The sequence below is a fragment of the Exiguobacterium sp. s128 genome (genome assembly GCF_018618815.1).
GTDB classification, from domain to species: domain Bacteria; phylum Bacillota; class Bacilli; order Exiguobacteriales; family Exiguobacteriaceae; genus Exiguobacterium_A; species Exiguobacterium_A antarcticum.
In genome coordinates, this window is the sequence record NZ_JACSMT010000031.1 from 1 (window position 1) to 15,728 (window position 15,728).

16 protein-coding genes are annotated in these 15,728 nt (G+C 49.9%); 3 read left to right on the plus strand and 13 right to left on the minus strand.

The annotated features are described in order from the left end of the window. Positions 1 to 114: 114 nt before the first annotated feature. Positions 115 to 441 carry a YolD-like family protein gene (locus KNQ13_RS11525; RefSeq protein ID WP_014970455.1) on the minus strand — a complete coding sequence of 109 codons (327 nt, stop codon included), beginning with the start codon at positions 439 to 441 and terminating at the stop codon, positions 115 to 117. Between the two features lie 194 nt (positions 442 to 635). Between KNQ13_RS11525 and KNQ13_RS11530 the strand changes: the two genes are divergently transcribed. Then, complete coding sequence (locus KNQ13_RS11530; RefSeq protein WP_014970454.1) at positions 636 to 1,304, plus strand: hypothetical protein; 669 nt, start codon at positions 636 to 638, stop codon at positions 1,302 to 1,304. On the opposite strand, the gene KNQ13_RS11535 is transcribed toward KNQ13_RS11530, so the two are convergent. Next, positions 1,301 to 2,146, minus strand: a complete 846-nt coding sequence (locus KNQ13_RS11535) for an alpha/beta fold hydrolase (RefSeq protein ID WP_026831436.1) — start codon at positions 2,144 to 2,146, stop codon at positions 1,301 to 1,303. The genes KNQ13_RS11530 and KNQ13_RS11535 overlap by 4 nt on opposite strands. A gap of 112 nt (positions 2,147 to 2,258) precedes the next feature. On the opposite strand from KNQ13_RS11535, the gene KNQ13_RS11540 reads away from it, so the two are divergent. Beyond that, the gene (locus tag KNQ13_RS11540; protein ID WP_026831435.1) at positions 2,259 to 3,266 is read left to right on the plus strand and encodes a helix-turn-helix transcriptional regulator; all 1,008 of its coding nucleotides are present in this window, start codon (positions 2,259 to 2,261) and stop codon (positions 3,264 to 3,266) included. A 158-nt stretch (positions 3,267 to 3,424) separates the two neighbouring features. Next, a complete protein-coding gene (locus tag KNQ13_RS11545) occupies positions 3,425 to 3,751 on the plus strand; it encodes a hypothetical protein (protein ID WP_014970451.1) in 327 nt (108 codons plus the stop codon). Between the two features lie 222 nt (positions 3,752 to 3,973). Here the strand turns inward: KNQ13_RS11545 and KNQ13_RS11550 are convergent, their stop codons facing one another. From KNQ13_RS11550 to parE, 11 genes are all read right to left on the minus strand, one after another. Beyond that, positions 3,974 to 4,954 carry a hypothetical protein gene (locus KNQ13_RS11550; protein WP_236624452.1) on the minus strand — a complete coding sequence of 327 codons (981 nt, stop codon included), beginning with the start codon at positions 4,952 to 4,954 and terminating at the stop codon, positions 3,974 to 3,976. Then, positions 4,951 to 5,997, minus strand: a complete 1,047-nt coding sequence (locus KNQ13_RS11555) for a DUF58 domain-containing protein (protein ID WP_026831433.1) — start codon at positions 5,995 to 5,997, stop codon at positions 4,951 to 4,953. Before KNQ13_RS11555 ends, KNQ13_RS11550 begins: the two co-directional genes overlap by 4 nt. 2 nt (positions 5,998 to 5,999) lie before the next feature. Next, positions 6,000 to 6,908, minus strand: a complete 909-nt coding sequence (locus KNQ13_RS11560; protein WP_026831432.1) for an AAA family ATPase — start codon at positions 6,906 to 6,908, stop codon at positions 6,000 to 6,002. A 176-nt stretch (positions 6,909 to 7,084) separates the two neighbouring features. Further along, positions 7,085 to 7,300: a DUF3006 domain-containing protein gene (locus tag KNQ13_RS11565; protein WP_026831431.1), complete on the minus strand. Its 216-nt coding sequence runs from the start codon at positions 7,298 to 7,300 to the stop codon at positions 7,085 to 7,087. A gap of 15 nt (positions 7,301 to 7,315) precedes the next feature. Next, positions 7,316 to 8,182 carry a ComEC/Rec2 family competence protein gene (locus KNQ13_RS11570; RefSeq protein WP_026831430.1) on the minus strand — a complete coding sequence of 289 codons (867 nt, stop codon included), beginning with the start codon at positions 8,180 to 8,182 and terminating at the stop codon, positions 7,316 to 7,318. Further along, the gene (locus KNQ13_RS11575; RefSeq protein WP_026831429.1) at positions 8,179 to 8,736 is read right to left on the minus strand and encodes a histidine phosphatase family protein; all 558 of its coding nucleotides are present in this window, start codon (positions 8,734 to 8,736) and stop codon (positions 8,179 to 8,181) included. The genes KNQ13_RS11570 and KNQ13_RS11575 overlap by 4 nt, the downstream gene beginning before the upstream one ends. 59 nt (positions 8,737 to 8,795) lie before the next feature. Then, positions 8,796 to 9,590, minus strand: coding sequence for a DUF3307 domain-containing protein (locus tag KNQ13_RS11580; RefSeq protein ID WP_014970444.1), 795 nt, complete (start codon positions 9,588 to 9,590; stop codon positions 8,796 to 8,798). After that, complete coding sequence (locus tag KNQ13_RS11585) at positions 9,587 to 10,234, minus strand: hypothetical protein (protein ID WP_026831428.1); 648 nt, start codon at positions 10,232 to 10,234, stop codon at positions 9,587 to 9,589. The genes KNQ13_RS11580 and KNQ13_RS11585 overlap by 4 nt, the downstream gene beginning before the upstream one ends. A 240-nt stretch (positions 10,235 to 10,474) precedes the next feature. Further along, complete coding sequence (locus tag KNQ13_RS11590) at positions 10,475 to 10,945, minus strand: NUDIX domain-containing protein (RefSeq protein WP_236624451.1); 471 nt, start codon at positions 10,943 to 10,945, stop codon at positions 10,475 to 10,477. A gap of 333 nt (positions 10,946 to 11,278) precedes the next feature. After that, a complete protein-coding gene (gene parC, locus KNQ13_RS11595) occupies positions 11,279 to 13,684 on the minus strand; it encodes a DNA topoisomerase IV subunit A (RefSeq protein ID WP_209548388.1) in 2,406 nt (801 codons plus the stop codon). Between the two features lies 1 nt (position 13,685). Further along, complete coding sequence (gene parE, locus KNQ13_RS11600; protein ID WP_014970440.1) at positions 13,686 to 15,647, minus strand: DNA topoisomerase IV subunit B; 1,962 nt, start codon at positions 15,645 to 15,647, stop codon at positions 13,686 to 13,688. Between the last annotated feature and the right edge of the window lie 81 nt (positions 15,648 to 15,728).

A 15,728-nucleotide genomic window follows, 5' to 3' on the forward strand; every position in this document is an offset into this window, starting at 1 on the left:
CATGCAAAAACACCTCCGATGTTAGTACTTTTTAAAAGTGTACCACTCCGAAGGTGTTTTATATTGTCTCAAAATTTTAGGTTAGCCCAGATTGCATGATGCGTCCTCCGGTTTTTACGTGTTTATTCGGATGTCGCACAATTCCTTAAAACGAATTTTTTGATGTAAGCCCGTTGATGTCTGCACTTCGACCATCTCACGTTGATGCAACAAGGCGGAAATGGTTCCAGTCAAGACGGTGGACTTCCCATGGCGCACATACTCGATCGTCATCTGTCGTCCACTACGGATCGCTTCTTCTAATGTCTTCCATAAAGTAACTTTTTGAAAGGGCAGTGATGAAGCCGATTCTCTTTGGTACAGATGTTCCAACTGCAAAATATGATGTCGCGTCGTTCGTTGCCGCCATTTTCGGACGGTTCTTTTTTTCGACTGTAACACGGTCAGGCCTCCTCCGATGGAATCGTCGTCTACTAAACCGTTGCTCCAAAAATACTCCCTGTTTGATTTGGGAATAAACACTGTTTTTACGAAGGGAAAAGCAGCGGAACGAACAGGATGATCCGAGTGGTTTTGAATGTGTCATTTGCGGAAAAAGACTAGAAGTACGCCAGGAACAGAGGAGGAAATGTCTGATGGAACGAAGTACATTAATCGCACTTGAAAAACATATATATGCCATTCACGTCGAGTTGGATGGTCTTGCCCGCATAATCACGAAACAACTGTTGCATCTGAGTCAAGTCGCAGGGTCGGTCGAACACTTTCGACGCATGAGCTTTGACCTCTATAAAAAGCGCGAAACCTTGGACCGGGTTTCTCCCCAAACGTTGTATGAGACGGCCCTCGATTATGAAGATTTTTTAGACGAAGAATTTGACGATGTCCCCGCATCATGGGCACTGTCACAAGATGAAGCGGAAGCCCTGGATCAGTTATGGTGGTTCGAATTTTTCCGGATTCAAGCCGAGATGGAAGACTGGTTAAGTTTATACCTGATTCGCCGGATTCGTGAGGACATTCGGTATGTCCCGCCGGTCATTGAAAAAAATGCCTATGCACTCTCCGATGATGCCCGACAAGTCTTTTGGCGTCTGTTGCAACGCTCTGTCGCGAAACCCTCTTCCAAAATCAAGGCGAACCAGCTGTCTTGCCGGATGGGAATCGCCGAGATTGCGCGTTACGCACGTTTTAACTTGGAGCGGACACGCCTAGCCATCGAGGAACTGACGGCGCGCGGCATCATCTCGATCGAGGAAGAGGATGAAAAGTTGAAGCTTCGTGTCCGCTTACAAGTGATTTAATGATTTAAGGAAATGAACCGTTCGATCATCCGTTCGTCCCGACGAGCGGATGGTCCGATCCAAATCAAATGCCCTGGACTTTTGGACTCCAGGAACTGGGCATGGGCAATCGCACGACGTGCATACAGGGCGTGTTCAAACGGAACGGCCCGGTCGGATTTCGAATGGACGATCAAGACGGGGCACGTGACGGTCTGTAAGATTTGGCGATCGATGTGTTGGGTCAAATCAAACAGGACACCGCGACCGGGACCATTTTGAAGTCCGACTTGATACAACAGTTCTTGATCGGTCCCATTCAATTGGCTTCTTATATCGTCACGTCGGAGCAGGCTGGTCATCTCGACCATCCGGACGGACGCCTCCTCAGGGAATTTGACCAGCTTGTCCTTGACGTAGTTCCACAAGACCCACTGGATGAGTTGCAGGGGTCGTTGGAGTGCCGGCTGAATGAGCCAGGTCTGGTATGGAAGTGAGATTTGATGTGTCATCGCACAGGCCAGGACAAGGGAACGGACGGCGGGATTGTTGCCCGCTAACGCGATTGCCGTCGGTCCTCCAGCCGAGATGCCGTAAACGGTGTAACGGGTGATCTGACGTGACGCCATCCAGCCTCGATAAAACGTAGCCAGTTCTGTTGGAGACGCCGCTAGTTGGAGCGGCGTTTTCCCATATCCGGGTCGGGACGGAACGATGACGCGATACCCTGCCTCGATCAATCGTTCGACGTGATAAACTTCCCGGTAATCGGACTGTGTTCCGTGAATCAGCAGGATGACGGGACCCGTCCCGCTATCGCGGTAATCAAATTGTTGGTCGTTCCAATCGGCGATCTGTCGCATCCAAATTCTCCTATCTCTTAAATATTTCCAAATTATTGTTAATATTGTTTCCTATTTAAGGTATAATCCAATTATAATCAAACATCTTAGAGATAGGAAATGAGGATGCCCCGTGCCAAATGGAAAATTATCCAATCGTGATCGGTTATTGGCGGTTCGAGACATTTTTGAACAACACTCGGACGAAGAAAAGACATTGACCTTAGAAGCATTGAGTACGGAACTTTCAAAACGTGGTTTGATTGAAAAGCTATCCCGAAAATCCTTAAAAGAGGATATCGCCGCTCTCGCTAAATCAGGATTCGACATCATTGCGGAAGAGACTAAAAATGGATTGGCGATTCCGTACCATCTTGTCAGTCGTCCATTTGAGTACCACCATCTCCGTTTGCTCGTCGACGCGATCGCCAGTGCCAAGTTCATTTCTGAAAGTGAGACGGAGACGCTCGTTCGGAATATCCACTCCTTGACGAGCAGACGTCTGGCAGAAACGTTGAAACCCGTCATCCATACGGTCAAGAAACCAAAAGGTGTGATTCCGTTTTCGATTGATACGATTCAAAAAGCCATCATCGAACAGGACATCATCCGTTTTCAGTACCAAGGAAAGTTCAACGAACGGACACGGAAGTTTGAGCTGCGTAAAGACGGCGATTATTATTTCGTGACCCCGGCTCATCTGATTGTCGACAATGGGAACTACTATTTGATTGGCCGTGATGAACGGGTCGATCAAATCCGGACGTACCGGGTCGACCGGATCGTCAACTGCAGTGTATTTGAACCTGCGCAGACACCGGTCGAGGTGGAAGCGACTTACTTAAGCAGTATGTTCAATATGTATGGAGGCGAACAGGAACAATTGACGCTGAAGTTTCATGAACGGGTCATGCCGACCGTAGTGGATCGTTTCGGGACGGATATCCGTTGTCGTCGCCTCGAGGACGACTGGTTCGAAGTGAAGGTCAGTGCACTGTTCTCGCAAGGGTTCATGATGTGGTTGATTCAGTTCGCAGAACAAGCGGAAATCCTTGAACCGGTCGCTTGTCGGGAAGCGTTCAAGAACAAAGTCTTGGAGCTGTCGAAAGTCTACCAGGCACCGGCCGCCGTCAATGGATGAAGGCACAAAAACGTTTGATACGACAAAAAGAGATCTTGTCCGAGACAGGATAAGATCTCTTTTTGTCGTTTTTTGTCGTATATTCATATTTGAATATTTTTAGCGCGTTTTTCCGACTACCATTAAGGATATCTTATTCTTCTCGTAGGAGGGACCTCATGCAACATATGGAAAAACCACGGATGGGAAGCGTGATTGCGGGGTTATCATACCTCTTCTTTATCTGTCTGTCCTATACATCTTGGTATTTATTATCGATTTTTGCCTTTAATTTCATTTTTAGTGCCGAGTTATTAATGTCAATGGATCTTGTCGTGTTCGGTTTCAGTCCGTTGTTTGCGTTAGCTATCACGATGTTTTCGTTGAAGCTGCTCAAACGTCACAGTCGACCAAAATTCGCGCCGTACATATTGATCGTGTATAGCATCTCGACGAGTGTGTTGATTTATTATTCCGTTCTCTATTCGATCCTGCCCCGGATTTAACGATGCTTGCATGGTCCCGTCTTTTGGAATATGCTACGTGTATAGTATTAGCATGCATTGGAGGAGGGATACGATGAATACACAGTATATCCTGGACTGGATGCCACTTGTGCTTCCGGTCGCTGCCATCGTCTTTATTGTCATCATTGCGCGAAAAGCGTCCAAGATTGATTCCAAATAAAACAAGAAGGTGTTCCTTTATGGGAGCACCTTCTTGTTTGTTCAGCGTTCGATTTGTTCACGGACGTATTTTCGAAACAGTTGAATGTCGTAAGCCGGTTCACTGCGGCTGAATTCGATTCCATCAAGAAGCCGCGCATGATACATTGCTTCCGGAAACTCGATGCGGATCAGCCACTCGACTGTTGTTTCGTCGGGGCGTCGTGGAAAGGCTTGTTCGAGTTGCGAGGCGATTTTCAGAAGCGGATGGTGGCTGTGTTTTTTGACCGGCGCGGGCCGGATCTGTGCCGGTACACGCACTGTCTGTTCCGATTCCAGTGCGACGACGCGTCGTTTTCGGATCAGATAAAACGTCAGACAGACGGCGACGAGCGCAAGGATCGCACCGATGAGATTTAGATAAAACCACGTATCCGGATTGACAGTCGCAGGCTGAAGCGCTTGTTGCGGCGCTACATTGGACAAGTCGGTCGGATTACTTTGCGTTTTTTGATCGATTTGTTCTGCGAGCGGTAAGGTCCAGGTGAAGAACGAACCAAAGGCTTCAAGTGCAGGACGTGTCAGATTGGCGACAGAACCAAACAGTGCTTCTTTGATCAAGCGGACAAAAACGACCAACAGCCAGCTCACACCTATAAAAAGGGACAGTCCGGATACGATTCGTCGCCATTCGACGAGATGTTGTTTCAAGAACGGAATCGTCCATAAAAGCCCCAGTACGAGATAGGCACCGATGGGCGGGGTGATGCCGGGCAACAGAAGACACAGCCCTACGAGGACACTGCCGCTGATCGCATACCGGTATGGATGATCGATGGTCTCTAGCCAAGCGCCAAGTGCGGTCACGAGTACTAACAGAATACTGATGGTAGGAGACACTAGGAAAAGACTAATGGCTGCTACGAGTTGGAGAATGATTCGAATCGTTCGCGCCGGGATTGCGGCAAGTAACGGAAACATCAGGACGGCCAACAGCGGTGCGTGTAACAGGCTGACCACGAGAAGCCACCAGAGAATCATCATGCACTCACCCCCTTAGGGCGATGACCGAGATGAATTTCGGCAGTCGTCGAAGGAACGGTCCGCTGAAGACGTTTCGTGAAGTAGCGGCGTTCAAGCGGCAGATCGTATTCTGATATCCGCGCCAAACATTCCATCGTCCGGAGAAATTGTGCTTTTCCTTTACCGGACGGGACATGGTACCATTGTCCATCGCGGTTGACCATCGAAATCCACAGGCTGTACGACGCCCCTTGTTTTTCGAGTTCGCGGATGATCATGGCAGCACGGGACAACAATTTTTCGAAGTCTCCCCGTAAGGCACGTCCGTCGGCAGACAACCCATCGATGATGACGGCATAATCATGGTTACGCATCCGGTCATACTGATAAGAATACAGTTCGCCCGTCTTAGCATACGCAGACCAATAAATGGTTTTGGCGTCTCCTGCATAAGGGACGACGGAATGAAAACTTGACCGGTCGGTAAACGGGCTCGACCGATCAATCGTCTCCCCCGGGATCTGACGTTCATTCCATTCGACGGATGCGGGAGCAAAGTCCGGGAACACATGACCAAGTTGTTGGATCGGAAGCGTGATGTAGAGCGTCATCAGATGAAACGGGTCCGAAATCATGACGTCAAACGATTGAATCCGGATCGTTCCACGCCGTGCCGCCGTAACGTCGATGTGGAAGGGGATCCGGGCATGACGCGGGACGTAGACATGTTGACGCCAAAATTGACTGCTCGCATCCTCGATTCGAACTTGTTCGCCAAGAAGCCCGGAAACCGTCACTTTCCCAAGCGAGAAACGGGTCGGATTGTCCATCTCAAATGGAATGACGAACACGTCATCGCGAAATGCCCGGACCGTTTCGACCAGTCGGACGCTCAAGCGTGCACCGAGGTACTCGAGATACTTGGGGAAAAGGTAACCATAAAGCGTATAGGCGACTAAGAGGCTCGCCAGTAAGATCGAGCCGTATAACGTACAGAGGACAGCGGCGACGCCGGTCCAAAACAACAACATCGGGTGAAAGGATTTAGGTGTGATCAGCTGCATGGTTACACCTCGGTCGGAACGGTCAAGGATTCCAAGGTTTGTTGGACCAGTCGGCCATTGGTCATCTTCAAAGTCGCTTCGAGCGTCAGGACAAGGCGGTGTGCCAGTAACGGCGATGCCAGTTGCTTGATATCTTCGGGGGTGACATAGGTCCGGTCCTGCATCCAGGCACGTGCTTTCGCCGCTTTAAGAAGCGCAAGCGTCGCCCGTGGGCTTGGACCGATTTCAACGTCGCGATGCGCACGGAGGGCATCACAGACGTCGAGAAGGTAATCTTCCACGGTCTCCTCGATCGTGACGGCTAAAACTTCCTCCTTCCACGTGTTGAGTTGTTCAAGCGGGATTTGGAGTGACGTTGGTTGCAGATGTGCACCTTGTAGCAAGGCTTTTTCACTCCGTCGATCGAGCGGGGCAAACGATAATTTAAACAAAAAGCGATCGAGTTGAGCATGGGGAAGAGGGAACGTCCCTTGCCCGTCAAACGGATTTTGTGTCGCAATCACCAAAAAGTGTTGCGGTAACGTATACGAAGTGTCTCCAATCGTCACTTGGGCTTCCCCCATCGCTTCAAGTAAGGCGGACTGTGTCCGCGGCGTCGTCCGGTTGATCTCATCGACGAGAACGATGTTTGCAAACAGGGGACCAAACCGTTGTTCGAACGACCCGGTCAACGGATTGAACAATTCCATTCCGAGCAGATCGGTCGGTAATGTATCGGCTGTGCATTGGACACGTGAAAACTTGGCATCGAGCGTGTTGGCAAGTGATTTGGCAAGGGTCGTCTTTCCGGTACCGGGCCGGTCTTCCAGCAAGACATGACCTTCTGACAATAAACCAATCAAAAGATGATCTATGACATGTTCTTGTCCGAGGACCGATTGCTTTAAGTTCGTTCGTAATTGTTGGAACATGGATAAATCCCCCTTTTTGTTTCGTATTCCTAAAGTTTACGAAAATTCAGATAAAATCGCCAGTAATTTGAGTCGTTTTTTAAATAATTACCATTTCCTGATCGGTGCAAGCAAAATCGATTCAATCGCTCCAATCAAAACGCCCCTGACGATGGATACCGGCAGGGGCGTTCAAATCAATCTTCAAATAATTCATCCATTAAGCCGTCAATTTCTTGTCGGCGGTTGTTCGTTTCATCCCGCAGAATCCGAATTGAGCGGCCACGCCATTCTAACCAGTCCCCGATCGCCGCAGCTTGCGGTAACCGGTCGCGTGCGATTTGGATCGTTTCACGTGTATCGGTTTCACAAATCGCAAGTTCGCCGTCAAACTCTGTCAATGTCATCTTCATAGTGTGTTTCTCCCTTTACTCCGGGCGTAAGTCCGGCCGACTCTTGACGTCAATCTGCATCCCGTTTGAGGTGTACTGGACGGTGCCCATCCGGTCCGTCCGGTCAACCGTGATGCTCTCTGCTGCCAGTGCATTCATGACGGTTGGTCGCGGATGGCGGTAAGCATTGCCTTCGCCAACCGAAATCAAGGCACGTTTAGGATGGACGGCTTGCAGAAAAGGAATCGAAGACGAAGTATCTGCCCCGTGGTGACCAATCTTCAAGATATCTGCCTTTACATCGATTCCGGACGCCAGCAAATCCTGTTCCGTCCGAACCGGTGCGTCTCCCATGAAGAGAAACGTGTTGTCGACGTGGCTCATGCGAACGACGGCACTCCAACTGTTTAAATCACTTGTCCCGTCCTGAAGCGGGGCAAGTATGGCAAGGTTAACCGATTGACTCGGTATCGTCACACCGGCTTTTGCCGTCTTGATCGTCACGCCTTCTCGTTTGACCGCGAGTAAAAAGTCCCGGTAGGTCTCCGTCGTATGATTAATACGGGGCGCGTAGACCTGTTCGACTTCAAACGCATCGAGGACGGTATCGAGCCCGCCGATATGATCGGCATCGGGATGGGTCGCGATGAGCGCGGTCAGACGGGTAACACCCAGTGTTCTCAAGTAGCGGACGACATCATCTCCTTTGCCGTTGTTGCCGCCATCAATCAAAATCGTCTCTGTTTTCGTCTGAATGAACGTGCTGTCGCCCTGACCGACATCAAATCCGTAGACGATCACCTCGCTTGTTGGTGCTGTCTGGTTGCGCTGTTCTTCGTCGCGTGTCATATAAAAAACAACGATCAACCCAAGAACAAGCAGGAGGGTAGCCCCCCATTTCATGACCGCACCTCCCGTTTCTCGAACAGGTATAGCATGCCGTTGCGCGGATGACCGAAACGTGGTCCGACATAACCGCGTTTTTTCAGAGCCGTCCGCATTAAAATCATCATACCGCCGTGTCCGACAAGTAAAACCCGGTCGTGTTCGCCTTGCTCGAACGTCAATTGATTCAGCAGGACGGTAATCCGTTGATTGGCATCTTTGATTTCTGCCTGAATCCGTTTACTGAAGGGGGCGACCAGCCGTCCAATCAAGGCCCACGCGAGAAACGGCAGACGAATCCGGGAGCGGATCGTCGGAAAAGGGACCTCGCGTAATAGGTCGGTTACGATGATGTCTTCCGAATAGACGCTTTTCGCCGTCTGGACGGCGCGCGGCATGCTACTGACATAACAGAGTGTCCAATCGATGTTACCGAGCTCGACCGGTTGGACGTCGATGGTCGAGACATCATATCGTTCAATCCAGGCCTCGATGTCGGCTGCGCTGATCCAACCTTTTGTCGGATAACCTTCCGTTACCCGGTGGTGTCTGACTAATCCAATCTGTTTCATAGCTTGCGACGGTTTCTTGTTTCAAGCAACCGTTCCACCTCTCTTTCTATCTCTCGTCATCATAAAGCGATGCGGATCGCCATGCCACATAGCAAGGCGCCAAGAATACTAAGTAAACTGCCGATGATATAATATTCCGCAAATCGGCGGTCGTCAAACTGTTTGAAGCGGGCGAGTGCCTTCAAGGCGATGATGAAGCCGATTGCTCCCGTCGCATTGACGGCGACGAGACAGACGATGATGGCTCGTTCGACCAGTCCGATGTACCGTCCGACCCCATTGATTTCCGTCGTGTAACTGCGGGCGGAGTCTTCGACCTCATGGGTGACGGAACGCTTCAGACCATCCAATTGTTCCTTCCGGGTGACTTTCCGTTCAAAATGTGATTCGATCAAGCGGGGGGCAAACGGCGCAAGGAGTGGGGCGATTCCTCGTCCAATCAGTTCCGTCGCGACCAGTCCCCAGACCACGATCCATAATATTTGATCCAGTAAAGTAAATGATGTGGGCCAGTCGATACCTGTCACATAGAGTACGAGTCCGGTCACGATACCGATATGGAGCAATTGATCGATCCAGAACGCAAGTGCCGGATGCAGGATTCGCTTCAGTGGCGAGCCGTCGAGGAACAGATGTGTCAAAACGATTCCACCGCCGATCAGTGCGGCATCCGTTCCAGTGAGGTGCCCGAGCGCATACAACAGACCAAGAACGATACTGTTACCGATGCTATGTATGCTGATGTGTGCCAGTAATACGCGGAATTGGCGCTGTTTCGACTTGGCCATTCGTTTGCTTTGAAGGGGAAAATCGGCTAACAGATGAACGAGCAGTAAACTTAATAATAAGGTCATCCGATGGCCTCCCAGACTTGCAGTTGTTTCAGGGCATCGACCAGTGCCTTTTCTAAACGTTTACGCTGTTTACGTTGCGAACGGGCAACAAGTTTCGCGACATTCATCCGGGCATCTTTTTCCTGAAAGCCCATCTTCAAGCCAATTTCCTCATAAGTTGCGTCCGGATATTGATCCATCAGCCGATGGAGCTCGATTTGCCGGTCCGTTTTTCCGAAGTACGCGGGATACAACATCTCGATATAACCGTTCAGCAGGGCGGTCGGCAAATACGGGGGGCCGCTGAACGCAATCTGATTGGGGGTCTGTTTGGCGGCTTCCTGGGCTTCGAAAGCAAAAATAACGGCACTCCCGTTGGCTTCATCGGCTTGCGTCGTCGATAATGTCTCGTATTGACCAAAACCAATTCCGATGTAACCTGTAAGCGGTTGATGCAAAAGCATCAGCGCAAGCGGATAACTGACCTGGTATTCGTTGAAGACACCAAGCAAACTGTCACCGGACTTGACCTGAAATGGGACAAGCGCTTCAGGAAATGCTTGATTCAATTGATCTGCCAGCATGCGCAAATCCGTTAATAATTGCTCTTTACTCGGATAGGCCCGTGAATTTTGAATATCGAATGAGACGGCGACCGCTTGCATAAACATCCTCCTTTGTTACCGTTAATACGGTTACTTATTCGATGTTACTGATTTAAAGGTAACAAATCAATTGTTACTGTATATAGAGTAACAGGGGAGCAAACCAAAAACCAAGAACAATCCAAAAAATTTTATTTTTTTCTTTAAGTTGACATAACATATATTATCAATAGTTATTAATTCCTGTCTCATAATCAAGGTAAACTTAAGATAGTGAGACAAAACAAAAAAACACGGGGATTATCCGTGTTTTCGACAATCATAATGATGTGTCCGCTCTAAGCGATGAATCAATCGATCTAAGAAAATATGATGCCGGCGTTCGAGTTGCGTGATTCGTTCAAGCGGCAACCACGCGAAATGGAAAAAATCACCGCAATCCTGACCGTCGCCCGCAACACAATGCGTCCATCTGTTTTCCTGACATTCGATATGGGCATGGTAGAAATACGTGTAATGAACCCGCATCCGTTCAGGATACCGCATTTCTTCTTCACCGACGTATTGAACGGTCGCCAGTGACAAGCCGCTTTCCTCGAGTGTCTCCCGAACAGCCGCTTCTTTCGCGATTTCAGCATCTTCGATCGTCCCAGCAGGAATTTGCCAATCACTTTCTGGAGCTGATTGCGGATGAAAAACAAGGAGTTCCCATCCCTCTGGTTGTTCCCGTGTGATATAGATTGCTACTTTTTCGCGTCTTCTGAATTTCATCGTCATCACCTCTCCAGTTCGGCAGATTGCACAAAAGCAGCCGAGGACATGTCCGTAGCTGCTTGATGAATCTTAAAATATAAGCTAAAGCTCCGAACTGCCCGCTCCACGTCTTTTGTGGTGATCTTGCCTTGACCATTTTCTTTTATTGTAGCGGTTCTTGGCGGTTGTTTCAATTTGTAAACGACTGTTTTCTCGATAATTCGAAGAAAAGTCTGAAAAAGAGACCCGAACAGAGTATGGAGAAAGCTACAAACTTGTAGGAATCAACGACTTTTGACACCGTATGATAAAAAAAGACACCCCTCTTTTAAAATGAGGGGCATCTGACCATCAAATCGTATACCAATCGGTAAGTGAACCAAATTTCTCTTCGTCATACGCAAACGATCCGTTCGACAAGCGGTCCAGATAAGATAAGGATTGGACTTGAATCGTCTTTTCCTGATCTTTTCCGATTAAGACCAACTCTTTTGCTTGGGTGACATCAATCAGAGCCGTGACCTGGTGCGGTTTTGATTTTAAGTCACGTAATAATTGAGCGCCGCGTAATGCACGATTCGAGACTTGGAACTGATCGGCGAGACGCATCTTCTTCAACGCCCCGCGTTGTGTCAACAAGACGATGTTTGGTGCTTGTTTGAAGCCGATCGCACCCGCAACGACATCTTGATCCCGTAAATTGATTGCTTTGACACCCGCTGCCCGGACGCCGACGACGGGGACATCGTCTTCTGTGAACCAAAGCCCGAAACCATGTTGTGTCGTCAGGAAAAGCTGTTCCTGCCCGGTCGAGACTTTGGCATACAAGACCTCATCATCTGCGCGCAAACGGACTCCTTGGAGCGGTTTAGACTTCCGTTGGGCATTGTAATCACTCAGCTTGGAGCGTTTGACCATGCCTTGACGGGTGACGAACAGACAATGCGACGTCTCGTCAAACGTCCGGACGAGGTCGACCGATAAGATCCGATCGCCGGGATCAAGCGGGACGAGGTTTGCGACATGTTGCCCGCCGTCTTTCCACTTCGTATCCGGTAACTGGTGAACAGGCAGCAAGAGATAGTTCCCTTGAATCGTCCAGACGATGACATGATCCGTCGTCATCGCTTGCCCTTGATACAACAGGCGATCCTGTTCCTTCATCTCCGGTAAATCATTGGTCGCGCCGAATGACCGCATGGAAGACCGCTTGATATAACCGTTTTTCGAAACGAAGACCATCGTTTCTTCGACGGCGATCATGACTTCCGTCTTCAGTTTCAGTTCTTCGACTTCCGCTTCGACCGTCGAACGTCGGGCGTCGGACACTTGTTCCTTTAAGGCCGTCAGTTCCTTGATGATGAGGCGGTTCCGTGTTTTTTCGTCATTGAGGATTTTCTCGAGACGAGCGATTTCTTTTTCAAGTTTTGCCGCTTCTTCCTGTAATTCGACGATGTCGGTGTTCGTCAACCGGTACAGCTGCAACATGACGACCGCTTCTGCCTGCCGATCCGTAAAGTTAAACCGGGCAATCAGATTGTCTTTGGCTTCGGATTTATTCGATGCCGATCGAATCAAAGCAAGGGTCTCGTCGAGGACGGAAATCGCTGTCATCAAGGCGGAAACGACTTCTTGGCGGCGTTTCGCCTGTTCGAGGTCAAACGATGTCCGGCGGATGACGACATCCTTGACGTGACTGAGATAGGCATCGAGAAGTGCTAACACGCCCATCTGACGGGGTGTCCGCTCGTGAATCGCCACCATATTGTAGTTATACGCGACTTGCAGATCGGTTTGCTTCAAATAAAAGTGAAGCACCCCTTCCGCATCCGCCTCTTTTTTCAGTTCGATGACGACACGAAGCCCATCGCGGTCCGTCTCATCGCGGACTTCAGCGACCCCTTCGACTTTTCGATCGAGTCGGAGTTCTTCCATCCGTTTGACGAGATTGGCTTTGTTGACTTCAAATGGCAACTCGGTAATCAGGATCTGTTGGCGACCGCCACGTAACGTCTCTATCGTTGCCCGTGAGCGGATGATGACCTTCCCGCGCCCGGTTTCAAATGCTTTTTTGATGCCGTCCAGTCCTTGGACGACACCACCTGTCGGGAAATCCGGTCCTTGCATATGGGTCAACAAGTCATCGACCGTATGGACCCGTCCTTCGATCCGGCCGATTGCCGCGTCAAGTACCTCTCCTGCATGGTGCGGCGGGATTTCCGTCGCATATCCGGCTGAGATGCCGGTCGACCCGTTCATCAGCAGGTTGGGTAACAACGATGGCAAAACAAGTGGTTCTTCCGTCGTGTCATCAAAGTTGAGCGTATAATCAACGGTTTGTTTGTTGATGCCTTCTAAAATCAGGCTCGAGACTTTTGACAGGCGTGCTTCCGTGTACCGCATGGCAGCCGCGCTGTCGCCGTCGATTGATCCGTTGTTTCCTTGCATATCGACTAACGGATAACGCAATTTCCACTCCTGGCTCAACCGGACCATCGCTTCGTACACCGATGAGTCACCGTGGGGGTGATAGTTACCGATGACGACGCCGACCGTTTTGGCCGATTTCCGGTAAGCACGGTCAAACAGGTTACCTTCCGTATGCATTGCATACAGAATCCGGCGTTGGACTGGCTTTAAGCCGTCACGTGCGTCCGGTAAGGCCCGGTCTTGGATGATATATTTCGAATAACGTCCAAACCGGTCCCCGACGACTTGCTCGAGGGACAGGTTGAGGATGTTTTGCAGGTTAGACATATCAGTTCACACTCTCTTTCGTCACATGTTCATTTTCAATGATCGAGAGGTCTTCCGTCAGCCCAAACGCTACATTGTCTTCAATCCAGCTTCGGCGGTGTCCGACGTTATCGCCCATCAGGACAGATACACGTTTTTCAGCGACAGCTGCATCATCGATCGTGACACGAATCAACGTCCGTGTATCGGGATCCATCGTCGTTTCCCACAGTTGTGGTGCGTTCATCTCACCCAGTCCTTTATACCGCTGGATCATGTAGCCTTTACCAAACTTTTTCGTTGTTTTGGCAAGGGTTTCTTCATCCCAGACATACTCAAACTTCTCGGATTTCCCTTTTCCTTTTGAGACACGGTAAAGCGGCGGCAAGGCGACAAATACTTTTCCGGCATCAATCAAGGGACGCATGTAGCGGAAGAAAAACGTCAGTAATAAAACTTGAATATGCGCGCCGTCGGTATCGGCATCGGTCATGATAATGACTTTATCGAAATTGCAGTCCGACAAATCGAAGTCGGCTCCGACGCCACTGCCGATTGCGTGGATGATCATATTGATTTCTTCGTTTTTCATGATGTCGGCAAGCTTCGCTTTTTCCGTGTTCAAGACTTTTCCGCGTAACGGTAAAATCGCCTGGAACGTCCGGTTGCGGCCTTGTTTTGCCGAACCGCCGGCCGAATCTCCCTCGACGAGGAACAATTCATTTTTCTCGGCATTTTTTGACGCGGCTGGCGTCAATTTTCCGTTCAAGATACTCGAACGTTTCTTTTTCTTGCCGTTCCGGGCCTCTTCACGTGCTTTACGTGCCGCTTCCCGGGCCTGTGCGGCGCGGATCGCCTTCTTGATCAAGAGCGTCGCTGTCTGCGGATTCTCCTCGAGGTAGGTCGACAGGCGACGTGTGATGACGGCGTCACAACTCGTCCGCGCTTCCGGCGAACCAAGTTTGGATTTCGTTTGCCCTTCGAATTGCAGGAATTCTTCCGGGATCCGGATCGAGACGATCATCGTCAGCCCTTCGCGGATATCGTTCCCGTCGAGGTTTTTATCTTTTTCTTTCAGGAGCGTGTTTTTCCGAGCGTACTCGTTCATCACCCGGGTCATCGCCGTTTTAGCGCCGACTTCGTGTGTTCCGCCGTCCCGTGTCCGGACGTTGTTGACGAACGACAAGACGTTTTCCGAATAGGCATCCGTGAACTGGAAGGCGATATCGACTTCGATTTCGTTTTCTGTCCCTTCGAACGCAACCGTCGGATGTAATGTGTCTTTGTCGTCATTCAAATAGCCGACGAACTCACTGACCCCCTCTTGGTATTGGAAAGTATCCACTTTTTCCGACCGTTCGTCGGTCAGCGTGATTTTCAATCCTTTTAGAAGGAACGCCGATTCCCGCAAGCGTTCGGCTAGTGTATCGTAATTGTATGTCAGTGTACTGAAAATTTTGGCGTCCGGCTTAAAATAGACGCTCGTTCCTTTTTGACGGGTCGTCCCCGTTTCGAGCAAGGTCGTTTTCGGAATCCCGCCGTCTTCGAATGTCTGCTCAAACTGTTTGCCGTCCCGGAAAATCGTGACTTTCAACTGTGTCGACAGCGCGTTGACGACGGATGCGCCGACACCGTGCAATCCACCGGACGTTTTGTAGCCGCCTTGACCAAATTTCCCGCCGGCATGAAGCACCGTGAAGATGACTTCCGCCGTCGGTTTCCCAGAAGCGTGCATCCCGGTCGGCATGCCGCGTCCGTGGTCACGCACGGTAATTGCATTATCTTTATGGATGATGACATCAATCTGTTCCCCGAATCCAGCTAGTGCCTCATCGATCGCATTATCGACGATCTCATACACCAAATGGTGGAGTCCGCGATGATCGGTCGAGCCGATATACATACCTGGGCGTTTCCGGACTGCTTCGAGTCCTTCTAACACCTGAATGGCATCATCATTATAATTGTTTAAATCTGTCGCCATGTTTTTCACCTCAAATAGAAAAACGCCGATTATTCCAAACGTTCGTTCGTTTTTCTAGTAGTCTGTATCTAATTGTAGGCA